This is a genomic window from Pseudomonas sp. 5C2 (genome assembly GCF_034314155.1).
Lineage (GTDB): Bacteria > Pseudomonadota > Gammaproteobacteria > Pseudomonadales > Pseudomonadaceae > Aquipseudomonas.
In genome coordinates this window covers 2,573,696-2,589,588 of sequence record NZ_JAVIWH010000002.1, presented here as the reverse complement: position 1 = coordinate 2,589,588, position 15,893 = coordinate 2,573,696, and the positions used below count along the sequence as shown (strand labels likewise).

Below are 15,893 nucleotides of genomic sequence, written 5' to 3'. Positions count from 1 at the left end.
GCGTCGCATGTGTGGCATCGTCGGTATCGTCGGTAAGTCGAACGTCAATCAGTCGCTGTATGACGCGCTAACCGTCCTCCAGCACCGCGGCCAGGACGCTGCCGGTATCGTAACCAGCCATGGCGGCCGGTTATTCCTGCGCAAGGATAATGGGTTGGTCCGTGATGTGTTCCACCAGCGCCATATGCAGCGCCTGGTAGGTCACATGGGTATCGGCCATGTGCGCTATCCCACCGCAGGCAGCTCGACTTCGGCCGAAGCTCAGCCGTTTTACGTCAACTCGCCGTATGGCATTACTCTGGCGCACAACGGCAACCTGACCAACGTCGAGCAATTGGCCAAGGAGATTTACGAATCTGACCTGCGCCACGTCAACACCAACTCCGATTCGGAAGTGTTGCTCAACATTTTTGCTCACGAACTGGCCCAGCGCGGCAAGTTGCAGCCGACAGAAGAAGACGTCTTCGCGGCCGTGACCGATGTGCACCACCGTTGCCGTGGCGGATACGCCGTGGTCGCCATGATCACTGGCTATGGCATCGTCGGTTTCCGTGACCCGCATGCCATACGTCCTATCGTCTTCGGTCAGCGTCATACCGACGAAGGCGTCGAGTACATGATCGCTTCCGAAAGCGTTGCGCTGGATGTGCTCGGTTTCACACTGATCCGTGATCTGGCGCCGGGCGAAGCGGTCTACATCACCGAAGACGGCAAGCTGCACACTCGCCAGTGTGCGACCAACCCGCAATACGCACCGTGCATTTTCGAGCACGTTTATCTGGCGCGTCCAGACTCGATCATCGACGGCGTCTCGGTGTACAAGGCGCGTCTGCGCATGGGCGAGCGGCTGGCGGACAAAATCGTGCGCGAGCGCCCTGATCACGACATCGACGTGGTCATCCCGATTCCTGACACCAGCCGTACCGCAGCGCTCGAACTGGCCAATCGCCTGGGCGTGAAGTTCCGCGAAGGTTTCGTCAAGAACCGTTACATCGGTCGCACGTTCATCATGCCGGGGCAGGCTGCGCGGAAAAAGTCCGTGCGCCAGAAACTCAACGCTATCGACCTGGAATTCCGTGGCAAGAACGTGATGCTGGTGGATGACTCCATCGTGCGCGGTACCACCTGCAAACAGATCATTCAGATGGCCCGTGAAGCCGGGGCCAAGAACGTGTACTTCTGTTCTGCGGCACCGGCTGTGCGTTACCCGAACGTCTACGGCATCGACATGCCGAGTGCTCATGAGCTGATCGCACACAATCGTACGACGCAGGACGTTGCGGACCTGATCGGCGCCGACTGGCTGATTTATCAGGACCTCAGTGACCTGATCGATGCAGTGGGCGGCGGCAAGGTCAAGATCGCAAACTTTGACTGCGCGGTATTTGACGGCAAGTACGTGACCGGCGATATCGACGAGCATTACCTGAACAGGATCGAGCAGGCGCGCAACGACGCCTCCAAGGTCAAGACTCAGGCGGTCAGTGCCATTATCGATTTGTACAACAACTAAGAAGGGGTAGGCGGCATGGCTCACGAATGGGATGCAGGCCGGCTGGACAGTGATCTCGACGGCGTGGGTTTCGACACCCTTGCCGTGCGTGCCGGTCAGCACCGCACGCCGGAAGGTGAGCATGGCGATCCTATGTTCTTCACGTCCAGCTACGTGTTCCGCACTGCCGCCGATGCGGCGGCGCGGTTCGCCGGTGAAGTGCCGGGCAACGTCTATTCGCGTTATACCAACCCGACCGTGCGTTCTTTCGAGGAGCGTATTGCCGCACTCGAAGGTGCTGAGCAGGCCGTCGCCACCGCCACAGGCATGGCGGCGATCCTTGCTGTAGTGATGAGCTTGTGCAGCGCCGGTGATCACGTGCTGGTGTCGCGCAGTGTGTTCGGTTCGACCATCAGCCTGTTCGAGAAGTACTTCAAGCGCTTCGGTGTCGAAGTCGACTATGTTCCGCTGGCCGATCTGTCTGGCTGGGATGCAGCGATCAAGGCCAACACCCGGTTGCTGTTCGTCGAGTCGCCGTCAAATCCTCTGGCCGAGCTGGTGGATATCGCTGCACTGTCCGAAATTGCGCATGCCAAAGGCGCGATGCTGGTAGTCGACAACTGTTTCTGCACGCCTGCGCTGCAACAGCCTTTGTTGTTGGGCGCCGACGTGGTCGTGCATTCGGCGACCAAGTTCATCGACGGCCAGGGCCGTTGCATGGGCGGTGTGGTTGCTGGTCGTAGCGAGCAGATGAAAGAAGTAGTGGGATTCCTGCGGACCGCCGGGCCGACGCTGAGCCCGTTCAACGCCTGGATCTTTCTCAAGGGCCTGGAAACCTTGAGTCTGCGTATGCGCGCTCATTGCGCCAGCGCCCAGATTCTGGCCGAGTGGCTGGAACAGCAGGACGGCATCGAAAAGGTTCATTACGCAGGCCTCAAGAGCCATCCACAGCATGCCTTGGCGCAACGTCAGCAAAAGGGCTTTGGTGCGGTGGTGAGTTTTGAAGTCAAAGGCGGCAAAGAAGGCGCCTGGCGCTTTATCGATGCTACGCGGTTGATTTCGATCACCGCCAACCTGGGCGACAGCAAAACCACGATCACCCACCCGAGCACCACTTCTCACGGGCGTCTGGCGCCGCAAGAGCGGGAAGCTGCCGGGATTCGTGACAGCTTGATCAGGGTTGCGGTGGGTCTCGAAGACGTTGCCGACTTGCAGGCGGATCTGGCACGCGGGCTGGCGGCTTTGTGAGTGAGTGGGCGGTGGAAGCGGCCCCAGCCAGCAATGGCCGGGTCGCGTTGGTCACAGGGGCTGCTCGCGGTATCGGTCTGGGCATTGCCGCCTGGCTGGTCAGCGAAGGCTGGCAGGTGGTGTTGACGGACCGGGATCGTGTTCGTGGTTCGAAAGTGACCAAGGTGCTTGGCGAAAACGCCTGGTTCATTGCCATGGACGTGTCCAGTGAAGAGCAAGTGGCGCTGTGTGTGGCTGAAGTGCTGGGGCAGTTCGGTCGCCTTGATGCGCTGGTGTGCAATGCGGCCGTTGCCGATCCACACAATGCAACACTGGAAAGCTTGAGTCTTCATGACTGGAATCGGGTACTGGCCGTCAATCTCAGTGGGCCGATGCTGCTGGCCAAGCATTGCGCGCCTTACCTGCGCGCTCACGGTGGCGCCATCGTCAATCTGACCTCGACCCGTGCCACACAATCGGAACCGGACACAGAGGCCTACGCAGCGAGCAAGGGCGGCCTGTTGGCGTTGACCCATGCTCTGGCCATCAGTTTGGGGCCGGAAATTCGTGTAAACGCTGTCAGCCCTGGCTGGATCGATGCCCGTGATCCGTCAGTGCGGCGTGCAGAGCCTTTGTCCGATAGCGACCATGCCCAGCACCCGGTGGGCAGGGTGGGGACGGTTGAAGACGTGGCTGCGATGGTGGTCTGGCTGCTGTCGAAAAATGCAGGGTTCGTCACCGGCCAGGAGTTTGTGGTCGATGGCGGCATGACCAGGAAGATGGTTTATCAGGATTGAGGTTTTCAGCGAAAGCGCTGCATCAAACCGGCATGACCTGAATGTGCCGATCTGTTCGCGGATAGATACGCTCCCGCAAATGTGATTCGGTAAAACGATGTCAGACGATTGATTCAAAATGGTACTTTTCAAAAAAACTTCAAGCAGGGTATTGACTTAGGTTCGATACCTGCGTAAATTTCGCGGCCTCAACGAAGCAAAGGGTGATTAGCTCAGCTGGGAGAGCAGCTGCCTTACAAGCAGCGGGTCGGCGGTTCGATCCCGTCATCACCCACCATTTATTGAGTGTTCTTTAACGAGAACAGGACGAAAGTCCACCGACAAGCAGCGGTAGTTCAGTCGGTTAGAATACCGGCCTGTCACGCCGGGGGTCGCGGGTTCGAGTCCCGTCCGCTGCGCCATATTTTTCAGATTGGGTTCGCCCGGTCTGAGACTGGAAAGCCGCAAGGTTGATCAGTCAGGGTTACAACGAAACAGGCTCTCGAAGGCCCGTTTCAAATGAGTTCATCGGGTGCAAGCTCGAGCGACAAGCAGCGGTAGTTCAGTCGGTTAGAATACCGGCCTGTCACGCCGGGGGTCGCGGGTTCGAGTCCCGTCCGCTGCGCCATATCCCGCTTCAAGGCCCTTGAACTCCTTGAAGCAAACAAACAAGCGACCTTAGGGTCGCTTTTTTGCGTCCGTCATTTTACAGGACGCCATCGCCATCGCCATCGCCAGCACTCACGCGGTGAGCGCTTCTGTTTCTTCCATGCTCCGGGATTAGGTTATGCTCGAAGCGTGAAGGCGTTTTGGCATCGGTTGCGGCCTTGGTGGGGTGAAAGGGAGTGACTCATGGAGTCTCAAGGCAGTATTCGCAGGGCGCAGTCATTCGCTTCCGATACACGAGAGGCGGTGCGTGAGTTTCACGCAGGGGTCGTTCAGCACGACATGGCACTGGTGCTGTTCTTCTGTTCGCCGACCTATGACCGGGAGATAGTCGCGCAAGAAATGGCGCGTCTGTTCCCAGGCGTAGACGTTGTTGGCTGCTCGACGGCGGGGGAGATTGGCCCTGTCGGTTATTGCACCGACAGCATCACCGGAGTCAGTTTTCCTGAAAGTGATTTTGTGGCGGTGGTGGGTGCTATTGACCACCTGCAGCAACTTGAAGCGGCCAAGGTCATGGAGTTTGCGCAACGGCAGTTACAGAGGCTCACGATCAAGGCGTCAGGGGTGGTGGACCCAAGTGGTTTTGCGCTGCTCCTGACCGATGGCCTTTCAGTGCGTGAAGAGCCGCTGGCTAACGCGTTGCAACGGTCCCTGGGCAAGTTGCCACTGATCGGTGGGTCTGCAGCCGATGCGTTGTCTTTTGGCCATACCTACGTCTACTTCGACGGGACATTTCACAGCGATAGCGCGGTCGTGGTCCTGCTGAGTACCCCGTTGCCGTTCAAACTGTTTAAAATCCAGCATTTTGTACCGACGTCCAAAAGGCTGGTGGTGACCGCGGCCGACCCCGCACATCGCGTGGTGAAAGAAATCAACGGATTGCCCGCCGCCGAGGAATATGCCCGCTATATCGGTGTTGAGGTAAGCGACCTGACCCCGTTGAGTTTCGCCGCGTCGCCCCTGGTGGTGGTGATCGGCGAGACGAGCTATGTGCGTGCCATTCAGTCGGCCAACAGTGACGGGAGCCTGACGTTTTTCTGTGCCATCGAGGAAGGGTTGGTGCTACGCCTGGCGCATGGCGAGGATCTGGTGGAAAACCTCCAGCAGTCCTTTGCCGCATTCAACGCGGAAATCGGGCCACCGCAGTTGGTTCTGGGGTTCGACTGCGTCCTGCGCAGGATGGAAATCACCCTCAATGGCCTTGATGACGCCGTTGAGGATATTTTTCGCAGCAACAATGTCACCGGGTTCACGACCTATGGTGAGCAATTTCGCGGAGTGCACGTCAACCAGACATTGACCGGTATCGCGATTGGCGCAGCGCTGCCCGAGGTGGATCATGCTTGAGCGAACCCAGCTGTCCGCCGATGACGAAAAGCGTCTGTACGCCGAGATCGCTCGCAAGGACAAGATCATCGAGGTCCTGATGGACCGCGCCGAACGTGGGACCAACGGTCAAGGTTCCGATTTCGATCTGTTTCAGACCACTGTCATGCTGGAAGACATGGTGCATGAGCGCACACAGGATCTGGAAACCGCGCTGCGCAATAACGAAAGCATCACCCGCGAGCTGAAAGCGACCCAGGGGGAGTTGGTGACCTCCGCGCGCCTGGCCGGTATGGCCGAAATCGCAAACAATGTCCTGCACAACGTCGGCAACGTGCTTAACAGCGTGAATATCTCGGCCGATATCGTGTGTTCCACGCTGCGCCAGTCGAAGGTTCGCAGCCTGAGTAATGTCGTGGAGCTTATCCAGGAGCACTCGGACGACATCGGTGAGTTTCTGGCGCGAGATGAAAAAGGAAAGCTGTTGCTGCCTTACCTGTTCAAGCTGGCGGCCGCGTTGTCCGCCGAGCAGCGCAACGTGCTGGATGAGCTCGGCTCATTGACCCAAAACATCAACCACATCAAAAGTATTGTCGCGACCCAGCAGTCCCATGCGGGCTCGGCCAGCATTATCGAGGATGTCGATCTGGATGTCGCGATCGAGGATGTCCTGCGTTTGGGGGCCGGGGTCGTAGGTGCGCATCAGGTTCTCGCGCTCAAGGAGTATTCTGATGTGCCCGCGTTGCTCCTGGATAAGTCGCGGTTTATCCAGATTTTGGTCAACTTGCTGCGAAATGCCAGGCAGGCCATGGACGCTATCGATGACCTGACAGGCCCGATCACCCTGCGCGCAAGGGTGGTCAAGAACAGCGAGGGCAGGCGTTTGCAATTGAGTGTGGAAGATGACGGCGAAGGCATCGCCCCCGAGCATCTGCCGCAGCTTTTCGTTCATGGCTTTACGACACGCAAAGAGGGCCATGGCTTTGGCCTGCACAGCTGCGCGTTGGCCGCCAAGGAGATGGGCGGCACCTTGACGGTTCACAGTGACGGGCCCGGCGCCGGGGCGGTGTTTACCCTTGAGTTTCCAATGACCTCAGCGCTGGGTTGATCCGCGATGTAACGCTCATGCGGGTAGTTGCCGCCCCCGGCGATCAGTGGAAGCGTTCGGCGCTATAGGGGGCTGGGTCGGTAAACGGTTCGGCGCCGGTCATCAGCTCTGCGAGCAGGCGGCCACTGACCGGGCCCAGCGTCAGACCGTGGTGGGCGTGGCCGAAGTTGAACCACAGCCCCGGATGACGGTTGGCCGGACCGATCACTGGGCACATGTCCGGCAGGCACGGACGTCGACCCAGCCAGGGTTCGGCATCCAGACGTTCTCCAAGGGGGTAGAAGCCGCGTGCCAGCTTTTCGCAACGGCGCAGCTGGATTTCATTGATAGGGTCGTCGCTGTCGGCGAACTCGACGCCGGTGGTCAGACGAATCCCTCGCACCATCGGTGCCAGTACATAACCGCCCTGACGGTCAACGATGGGGTGATGCAACTGAGTACCGGGTTTGGCTGCGTAGTGCATGTGGTAGCCGCGTTTCACCGCCAGCGGAATCCGGTAACCCAGCGGCTCGAAAATGCCCCTGGCCTGAGGACCGAGGGCCACCACGGCTTCGTTGGCAATGATTAGGCCCTTTTCGCTCTGCACCTCCCATTTGTCGGCACGCTGGCTCAGGCTCAAGGCATCACCCAGCACGAATACGCCGCCGCGCTTAATGAACAGTTCAGCATAGCCGCGGGTCAGACCGCCCGGATCGCTGACCGTCTTCGGGTCGAGCCAGTGAATACCGCCGACGACGTTGGCATGCAGCCCGGGCTCGCGCTCGTGTACCTGCTGCTGATCAAGCACTTCATAGTTCAAGTCGTACTTTTTGAGCGCCGCCGCGTCTTCTTTGGCCTTTTCAAACGCGGGCAGGTTGCGGAAGGCCTCGATCCAGCCACTGTCCTTGATCAGCCCGCCCATGCCTGCCGGTTCCGACAGCAGGTCATGTTCGCTGACACAGCGCTCGACCAACGGCAGCATGGAGCGAGTCGCGACGGCCAGGCCTTTGGGTCCCGAGTTACGCCAGTATTGCAGCAGCCACGGACCTGCCTTAGGCAGATAACGCAGGCTGTAGCGCACATCGGATTGCTGGTTGAGGGCATAGCGCAGCAGGCTCGACAGCTGGCGCGGAAACGCATAGGGGATCACGCTGGCGCGCTCGATCAGTCCGGCGTTGCCATGGCTCGTGCCGTTGCCGGGTTGCTCTCGGTCGAGCAATACCACGTTGCGGCCGCGTGCCTGTAACTGCAGGGCGGTACTGACGCCGACAATCCCGGCGCCCAGAACGATGGTGTCGCAATGCATGGGAAATCCTTGATACGCGGGCCGTAATCACAGCCTGGAAAAATCGGTTCAATTCAAATCAGGGCCCGGCGGCCTTCGATTAACTTGGGCAGCGTCGCACAGTGTCGACATTACGGGAGAAGCTCCACTTCGTCACGCCCATCGGCGCCTTGGATAATCAACGTCGGCGCGTGAGCCGAACGGGTGTAGAATCCCCAGGCGTCAGTCAAATCGACCATACCTCCAAACTGCGTTGATCGAACGCCAGCCTTGTTGCAGACTTACCCCCTCGTTTCAGGACTGTAGTTCTACTGACAGCTATTTTCCCCAGGATTTTCAATGTCTAAATTACTGAGCTTTCGTACCGCATGCTGGGTCACCACCCTGCTGGCTGCCGCAGGCTGCTCATCGCCCAAGCCGGCGGTCTACGAGCATGAAAATTTCGACGATTCCGGTACTTTTTCGAGAAACTACCCGGTCAGCGATTCCGCGTCCTGTGAGGCGGCGCGTCGAGCCTTGCTCAGCCAGGGCTACATCATCAGTAGCAGTGACCCGAAAGTGATCAGCGGGCACAAAAGCTTCCAGCAGACGGGTGAAACCCATATGGAGATCAGCTTCAGTGTGGTCTGCGCGTCTGATGGTACTGCCGCTAATGGGGCGACGATGTTCGCCAATGCGTTGCAGGACCGTTATGCGCTGAAGAAGGTCAACAATTCGGCGAGCGTGGGTGTTGGCGTACTGGGTTCGGTGTCGATGCCGATTGGCTCCACTGACGATTCGATGGTCAAGGTTGCCAGCGAGACGGTCTCGTCACCCACGTTCTATGATCGCTTCTTTACGCTGGTAGAAATCTTCTTGCCACCTGAAGTGAAAAAAGCCGCCCATATCCCTGAAAAACCGAAAACCGATCTGGGCATACCAGAACCGGCTGCTCAAGCGATAAAGCCGGCAGCGCTGGCCGAGACCAAGCCTGCGACTCCAGAGGCGGTACCTGCGACAGAACCTGCGAAAGAATCCTCTCCGGAGACGGCTCCTGCTGCCGCCAATGGAAGTGAACCAGCGCCAGCACCGGCTGAGCACGAGTCTATTAAGGTCGAACCTGTAGCGCCTGCGCCGACACCTGTTCAGCCGGAGGCAACGACACCTTAGCGTCTGGCAAGCAGCATCCGGTGCCCAATAGCCGCTGAGACTTCTCCGTTCAGCGGCTTTTTGATGGGCAGCGTTCCTCAGCTTAGAAAAAGCTTGTACGCCGGGTTATCCGTTTCATCCCAGTACGGATAACCGATCTCGGCCAGTGCCGCAGGGATCAGGTGACGCTCCTCTTCCGGCACTACCAGCCCCGCCATAACGCGGCCATCTGCAGCGCCGTGGTTGCGGTAGTGGAACATCGAGATATTCCACTGGCCGCCGAGCTTGTTCAGGAAGTTGAACAGTGCGCCGGGACGCTCGGGGAATTCGAAGCGGAACACCACTTCATCGCTGACCCTTGGCGCATGGCCACCGACCATGTGCCGAATATGCAGCTTCGCCAGTTCGTTGTGGGTCAGGTCCAGCACCGGGAAGCCCTGTTCGGTCAGGCTGCTGAGCAGCGCGGCGCGCGGGTCGTTTTTCGGGTGGGTCTGCACGCCGACGAAGATGTGCGCTTCGCGATCGGTGTGATAGCGGTAGTTGAATTCGGTGATCTGGCGTTTACCGATGGCTTTGCAGAAGGCTTTGAAGCTGCCCGGCTTCTCGGGAATGGTCACCGCGATGATCGCTTCGCGGCCTTCGCCCAGCTCGGCGCGTTCGGCAACGTGGCGCAGACGGTCGAAGTTGACGTTGGCCCCGGAGTCGATGGCCACCAGGGTCTGACCACTGACGCCGTACCGCTCGACGTACTTCTTGATCCCGGCCACGCCCAATGCACCGGCAGGCTCAGTGATCGAGCGGGTGTCGTCGTAGATGTCCTTGATCGCCGCGCAGATTTCGTCGGTGCTGACGGTGATCACTTCGTCGACGTAATCCTTGCAGATATCAAAGGTGTGCTTGCCAATCTGCGCCACCGCCACACCATCGGCAAACAGACCGACCTGACTCAGCACCACGCGCTCGCCTGCGGCCATGGCCGCTTGCAGGCAGTTGGAATCGTCAGGCTCGACGCCGATCACCTTGATCTCCGGGCGCAGGTATTTCACGTACGCTGCGATGCCCGCGATCAAACCGCCACCGCCCACCGGGACAAAAATCGCGTCCAGACGACCCGGATACTGACGCAGGATCTCCATCGCCACGGTGCCTTGCCCGGCAATGGTGTCCGGGTCGTCATACGGGTGGACGTAGACGTAGCCTTTTTCTTCGACCAGTTTCAGGGAGAACGCCAGCGCCTCGGGGAACGAGTCGCCGTGCAATACCACCTTGCCGCCGCGCGAACGCACGCCTTCGACCTTGATCTCGGGGGTGGTTTTGGGCATGACGATGGTGGCTTTGACCCCCAATACCTTGGCCGCCAACGCCAGCCCCTGCGCGTGATTGCCGGCCGACGCGGTGACCACGCCCTTGGCCCGTTCGGCTTCGCTCAGTTGCGTCAGCTTGTTGTACGCGCCGCGAATCTTGAACGAGAACACCGGCTGCAAGTCTTCGCGCTTGAGCAATATCTGATTGCCGAGGCGCTCGGACAGCTGGCGAGCCTGCTGCAAGGGGGTTTCAACGGCCACGTCATAGACGCGCGAGGTGAGGATTTTCTTGACGTACTGCTTGAGCAAATCGCTCATTGATGGGCTCCTGGTACGAGAGGTGTTGCCCAGGAGACAGAAGAAAAACCCGCCTCGAGGGCGGGTTGGGTGCAGCCGTCAGCTAACCCGCCAAGATAGGAATGGCGGTAATAATAATCGGGCGGACGACATGCTGGGTCAGGTTCATGTATCGAAGACTATTTCGGATGGCGTGGGCAAGTCAAGCCTACACGGGCTATGTAGGAGGCCTCGCCGCGTCGTCGACGCCGCGCTGTCGCGCAGCAAACCGGGTTGGGATTTTGCTCGGAGGGCGTAGATACCGTCTTGACCCTCACCGCGCAAGCGCAAGTTGTGGGTTAAACCCAGCCCCACCAGAAGCCCGTCCCGGGCTTATTCGCAGACAAGTCAGCTCCTACAGGGATCAGCGCTTATCTTGAAATTTTATTTATTTTTCAATTGGTTACACGTTTTTTGATAGAAGCGCTTGCAACGACGCGTCCCGCCGCGATGGCGTCGTGTCAGGTGTACCGATGATCGCAGAACCAGGTATCCCTTTCCCTAGGGGGCGACGCATTCATTTTTTCGTCACGTTGGCACTTTAAGGTGAAAACCGTGGTCAGTCATAAAACCAATAGTGAGCATCAGCCAAAGAGGGCATGCGTAATGGACGAATACCAGGAAGAACTGCTTGAGTATCAGGCTTTTGAACTTGATCCAGTGGAACCCGCCGACGACGCTACCGAGCTGTAAGCGTCAACCGGCTTGACGCTGGCTGCGGCGGAACTCTCCCGGGGTATGCCCGTTCCAGCGTTTGAAGGCGCGTTGAAAAGCCTCGGCCGAGGCAAAGCCGAGCAGGTAGGCTATTTCGCCGAAGGCCAGTTCTGTATCACGGATATAGGTCATCGCCAGGTCGCGGCGGGTGTCATTGAGAATGGCGCGAAACTGCGTGCCTTCGTCAGCCAATTTGCGACGCAATGTCCAAGTCGGCAGCTTCAGTCGTGCGGCCACTTCTTCCAGATCCGGTTCCCGACCACCATTCAATAACGGCCCGAGCAACTGAGTGATGCGCTCTCGCAGGCTGCGGGTGCGGGTGAGCTGTTCCAGTTCCTTCTCACACAATTGCAACAAGTGCCGCCACGTGCTGGGGCAGTGCTCCGGGTTGCGTAGCCCGAGGCTCGACAGGCTCAGGCGCAGTTGATTGATGTCGGCAGCAAAACTTACAGGGTTATCGCTCAAGTCGCTGTAAGACCCCGCGTAAGCCGGCGCGGGAAACTCGATGTCGACCTTTTCCGCACGCAGGCGGCAGCCGGCCAGACTCGAAAGCTGCTGAATCCAGCTGGCGAGAATCGAATCCACCACAAAGCGGTTGTAGGCGTTGTACGGGCTGATGGAATAGAAACGCAGCCATGCGCCTTGAGCGTCCTCATGAAAGCTCGACCGCCCTCGGTAATTCGAACCGAAAAGCGCTTCAAAGCGGATCAGGCAGCGTGCTGCCTCGCGCACGGTGGGCGCCTGCGCGGCGGTCACGCCCGCCAGTCCTGCCTGGCTGATACGGCTCAACTGGCCCATGCGCAGGCCCAGCCCCGGTTCGCCAGTCAGCTGGATGGCGGCGTGCCCAAGGCGCATGTAACGCGGGATCGACAGGCGTGCACCCGGCTCAGCCAAGCGTGCCGGGTCCAGCCCGTATTGTTCCAGCAACGGCTCCGGGTCCTGGCCGAAACTGCGTACAGCGTCGGCCAGGCTGTGCACGAAGCCTACTGACAAATCACCCAAACGCACCCGTGGCGAAGTCATCGATTCACAGCCAGAGGTTAATCAAGCGCGCACCGTGCCCAGGCTGGTCGGCGCTGATTTGATCGGTGCCGGTCAGCCCTTGGCGATTGGCAAAACTGTCGCCGGAGCTGTCCTGATCCCAGAACTGGCCACGCATGAACACACTAATCCCAGCACGTGCGGTACTGGCCGGTGCATGGCCGGTCAAGGTCAGGCGGCGCCAGGCCGCACCTTCGCTGATTTCTCCCGGCTTGAGGCTGACGCCCTCAGGTGTCGAAGCACTTTTATAGCCTTGCCAAGGTTTGGACCAGAGACCATGGCCCACGACGAACGCAGGCACGGCAATCAATTCGGCGCCGTTGTTGTTCAATTGTGCGTAATTACGCGGATACCAACTGTCACTGCCGATCAGCACCCCCAGGCGTCCGGCCGGGGTGTCGACGACATTCAGCGCAGCCTGCGTCGCTGGCTGGATGTAATTGCGTTCCGCGAACGTCGGGTACAGCTGACGCTGCGGCTGGCCAATCGGCAGGCCGTCGCTGCTGAATACCAGGCTGCTGTTGTACAGAGGGCCTGGGCCGATGTGCAGTTGGCCGTTATCGATGCTCGGTTCGGGCAATACGATTGAGCCTGCCACCAGGGTCACGGCAAACTCTTTGGCCAGACCGCCGAACAGCGTCTGGTAATCCTTGGCCATGGCCCGTGCTTTCATGCGCAGATGAGCGTCGTCGAGCCGGTTACTGCCCTTGGCCCGTATCAGCGCGTTGAGGAATTGCAGGGGGTTGCTGACCGACAGCCAGTTCATGGCTTCATTGATCGTCGTGGCTTGATACAACTCATCTTTCTCGCCTCTGGCAAACAGCCAGGTACCGATGTGCTCAGGCAACACCACGATGGTTTTGTCGTTAAGCAGACCCTGGTCACGGGCTTGTTGCAGGTAGGCCGCCAGCTTGCGGTGCAGATGTTCGAGGCTTTGATAATCGGTGGGGAACAGCTCCGGCTGGATACCCAGCAGGTTGCCGCGCTCGCCGGGTTGGCCGTCATTCACTGCCAGTTGAATGCGCAGATCCGAAAGATAATGGCCTACGGGGCGTTGCCCGGTCCAAACGGCGTAACCGGTGATCATGGCGATCAACAGCAGGGCAACGGAGACATTGAAAATTTTGCGCATGGGAGACACAGAGAGCAGCCGTGAGCAGGATTCACCGACTAGGGTAGGGCGATGAGCCGCGCTTGCCAACCCTCGCTGTTCGTTTGGATCAATAACTTGTCACTTTGAGTCATTGAGTGTGACCGGTTGGCTCTTTAATGTTTGTGCCATGGACAGATCAGTGAGTTTGCCTCCTGCCTGAATAATTGACGGGAGCCCATAGAGGCCCCCGCATCCCGTGATGACGTTCGATGGAGTTTTTATGGCCGCCGCTCTCTACCCGCACCTGTTGGCCCCGCTGGACCTGGGATTCACCACCTTGCGCAACCGCACCCTGATGGGCTCGATGCACACAGGTCTTGAAGAAAAGCCCGGCGGATTCGAACGCATGGCGGCTTACTTCGCTGAGCGGGCCCGTGGTGGTGTTGGCCTGATGGTGACCGGCGGTATCGGCCCCAACGATGAAGGCGCGGTGTATTCCGGCGCAGCCAAGTTGACCACGGTTGAAGAAGCGGACAAACATCGCATCGTCACCAAGGCAGTGCATGAAGCCGGTGGCAAAATCTGCATGCAGATCCTCCACGCCGGACGCTATGCCTACAGCCCCAGGCAAGTCGCTCCAAGCGCGATTCAGGCGCCGATCAACCCGTTCAAGCCCAAAGAACTGGACGAAGAGGGCATCGAAAAGCAAATTCAGGATTTCGTCACCTGTTCGACCCTGGCGCAGATCGCCGAGTACGACGGCGTTGAAATCATGGGCTCGGAAGGTTATTTCATTAACCAGTTCCTGGCCGCTCACACCAACCATCGCACTGATCGCTGGGGTGGTAGCTATGAAAATCGCATGCGCCTGCCAGTGGAAATCGTCCGTCGCGTGCGCGAGACGGTAGGCCCGAACTTCATCATTATCTATCGCCTGTCGATGCTCGATCTGGTGGAAGGTGGCAGCGTCTGGGAAGAAATCGTGCAACTGGCCAAAGCCATCGAGGCGGCGGGTGCAACCCTGATCAACACCGGTATCGGTTGGCATGAGGCACGAATCCCGACTATCGCGACCAAGGTTCCGCGGGCGGCTTTCAGCAAGGTCACGGCTAAATTGCGCGGCTCGGTGAGCATTCCACTGATCACCACCAACCGCATCAACACCCCGGAAATTGCTGAGCAGATACTCAGCGAGGGCGATGCCGACATGGTGTCCATGGCGCGGCCGTTTCTGGCGGATGCGGATTTCGTCAACAAGGCCGCCGCCGGTCGCAGTGATGAAATCAACACCTGCATCGGCTGCAACCAAGCCTGTCTGGACCATACCTTCGGTGGCAAATTGACCAGTTGTCTGGTCAATCCGCGCGCCTGCCACGAGACTGAACTCAACTACCTGCCCGTGCAGCAGATCAAGAAAATCGCGGTGATCGGTGCCGGTCCAGCGGGTCTGGCCGCGGCAACGGTGGCTGCCGAGCGCGGGCATCAGGTGACATTGTTCGATTCGGCCAGCGAGATCGGTGGCCAGTTCAACGTTGCCAAACGGGTGCCGGGCAAGGAAGAGTTCTCCGAAACCCTGCGCTATTTTTCTCGCAAGCTGCAAACCACCGGTGTCGAGGTCTGCTTGAACACCCGGGTGGCTGTCAGCGATCTGCTGGGTGCCGGTTACGACGAGATTATTCTGGCGACGGGCATTGCCCCGCGTACGCCGGCTATTCCCGGTGTCGAGCATGAAAAAGTGCTGAATTACCTCGACGTGATTCTGGGGCGTAAGCCAGTAGGGAAAAGCGTCGCAGTGATCGGCGCGGGCGGTATCGGTTTCGATGTGTCGGAATATTTGGTGCACAAGGGCGTGTCCACGAGTCTCGACTGCGCTGCGTTCTGGAAAGAGTGGGGCATCGACGCGACGCTGGAGGCGCGTGGTGGCGTCGCCGGAATCAAGGCCGAGCCGCAGGCTCCTGCGCGTCAGGTGTTCCTCTTGCAGCGCAAGAAAACCAAGGTCGGTGACGGCCTGGGTAAAACCACTGGCTGGATTCATCGCACGGGTCTGAAGAACAAGCAGGTGCAAATGCTCAATGGTGTCGAATACCTGAGCATTGATGATGCTGGCTTGCACATCCGCATCGGTGAAGGTGAACCGCAGCTATTGCCTGTGGATAACATTGTCATTTGCGCAGGTCAGGACCCGCTGCGCGAACTGTATGACGGCTTGGTCGAAGCCGGGCAGAACGTGCACCTGATCGGCGGCGCGGACGTCGCTGCCGAGCTGGACGCTAAGCGCGCAATCAATCAGGGTTCGCGGTTGGCGGCCGAGCTCTAATGCCCCGTTGTCGCGAATGAACCCGATTCGCCGGTCTGCCTGAAAAAACCAAAGAGGGCGCAATGCTAAACTGCGGCCTCTTTGTTTACTGACTCCAACCT

Annotated in this window: 12 protein-coding genes and 3 tRNA genes; 11 read left to right on the top strand and 4 right to left on the bottom strand. The window is 59.1% G+C overall.

Annotated elements, in window-relative coordinates:
• The first annotated feature begins 7 nt into the window (after positions 1-7).
• The 8 genes from purF (at position 8) to RGU44_RS12580 (ending at position 6,595) form a co-directional block, all read left to right on the top strand.
• Entirely contained in the window at positions 8-1,513 is a 1,506-nt protein-coding gene (gene purF, locus RGU44_RS12615; protein ID WP_322180782.1) for an amidophosphoribosyltransferase, read from the top strand.
• A 15-nt stretch (positions 1,514-1,528) separates the two neighbouring features.
• Positions 1,529-2,740 carry an O-succinylhomoserine sulfhydrylase gene (locus RGU44_RS12610; RefSeq protein ID WP_322180780.1) on the top strand — a complete coding sequence of 404 codons (1,212 nt, stop codon included), beginning with the start codon at positions 1,529-1,531 and terminating at the stop codon, positions 2,738-2,740.
• A gap of 11 nt (positions 2,741-2,751) precedes the next feature.
• A complete protein-coding gene (locus RGU44_RS12605; RefSeq protein ID WP_407074659.1) occupies positions 2,752-3,516 on the top strand; it encodes an SDR family oxidoreductase in 765 nt (254 codons plus the stop codon).
• A 201-nt stretch (positions 3,517-3,717) separates the two neighbouring features.
• Positions 3,718-3,793: transfer RNA gene (locus RGU44_RS12600), tRNA-Val, on the top strand.
• Between the two features lie 47 nt (positions 3,794-3,840).
• A tRNA-Asp gene (locus tag RGU44_RS12595) sits at positions 3,841-3,917 on the top strand.
• Positions 3,918-4,046: 129 nt separating this feature from the next.
• Positions 4,047-4,123 (top strand) — tRNA-Asp (locus tag RGU44_RS12590).
• Positions 4,124-4,347: 224 nt separating this feature from the next.
• A complete protein-coding gene (locus RGU44_RS12585) occupies positions 4,348-5,508 on the top strand; it encodes an FIST N-terminal domain-containing protein (protein WP_322217384.1) in 1,161 nt (386 codons plus the stop codon).
• Positions 5,501-6,595, top strand: a complete 1,095-nt coding sequence (locus RGU44_RS12580) for a sensor histidine kinase (RefSeq protein WP_322180775.1) — start codon at positions 5,501-5,503, stop codon at positions 6,593-6,595. The genes RGU44_RS12585 and RGU44_RS12580 overlap by 8 nt, the downstream gene beginning before the upstream one ends.
• Before the next feature lie 43 nt (positions 6,596-6,638).
• Here the strand turns inward: RGU44_RS12580 and RGU44_RS12575 are convergent, their stop codons facing one another.
• Positions 6,639-7,880, bottom strand: coding sequence for an FAD-binding oxidoreductase (locus RGU44_RS12575; protein ID WP_322180773.1), 1,242 nt, complete (start codon positions 7,878-7,880; stop codon positions 6,639-6,641).
• A 318-nt stretch (positions 7,881-8,198) separates the two neighbouring features.
• On the opposite strand from RGU44_RS12575, the gene RGU44_RS12570 reads away from it, so the two are divergent.
• The gene (locus tag RGU44_RS12570; RefSeq protein ID WP_322180771.1) at positions 8,199-9,008 is read left to right on the top strand and encodes a DUF2242 domain-containing protein; all 810 of its coding nucleotides are present in this window, start codon (positions 8,199-8,201) and stop codon (positions 9,006-9,008) included.
• Between the two features lie 77 nt (positions 9,009-9,085).
• On the opposite strand, the gene ilvA is transcribed toward RGU44_RS12570, so the two are convergent.
• Positions 9,086-10,642 carry a threonine ammonia-lyase, biosynthetic gene (gene ilvA / locus RGU44_RS12565; RefSeq protein ID WP_322217813.1) on the bottom strand — a complete coding sequence of 519 codons (1,557 nt, stop codon included), beginning with the start codon at positions 10,640-10,642 and terminating at the stop codon, positions 9,086-9,088.
• Positions 10,643-11,182: 540 nt separating this feature from the next.
• On the opposite strand from ilvA, the gene RGU44_RS12560 reads away from it, so the two are divergent.
• Positions 11,183-11,320, top strand: a complete 138-nt coding sequence (locus tag RGU44_RS12560; RefSeq protein ID WP_322180769.1) for a hypothetical protein — start codon at positions 11,183-11,185, stop codon at positions 11,318-11,320.
• 3 nt (positions 11,321-11,323) lie between these two features.
• Here the strand turns inward: RGU44_RS12560 and RGU44_RS12555 are convergent, their stop codons facing one another.
• Positions 11,324-12,364 (bottom strand): AraC family transcriptional regulator, encoded by a 1,041-nt coding sequence (locus tag RGU44_RS12555; protein ID WP_322180767.1) that lies wholly within the window; start codon positions 12,362-12,364, stop codon positions 11,324-11,326.
• Between the two features lie 4 nt (positions 12,365-12,368).
• The gene (locus tag RGU44_RS12550; protein WP_322180764.1) at positions 12,369-13,514 is read right to left on the bottom strand and encodes a carbon-nitrogen hydrolase family protein; all 1,146 of its coding nucleotides are present in this window, start codon (positions 13,512-13,514) and stop codon (positions 12,369-12,371) included.
• Between the two features lie 241 nt (positions 13,515-13,755).
• Here RGU44_RS12550 and RGU44_RS12545 point away from each other — a divergent pair, with 241 nt between their 5' ends.
• Complete coding sequence (locus tag RGU44_RS12545) at positions 13,756-15,792, top strand: NADPH-dependent 2,4-dienoyl-CoA reductase (protein WP_322180762.1); 2,037 nt, start codon at positions 13,756-13,758, stop codon at positions 15,790-15,792.
• The last annotated feature ends 101 nt before the right edge of the window (positions 15,793-15,893 follow it).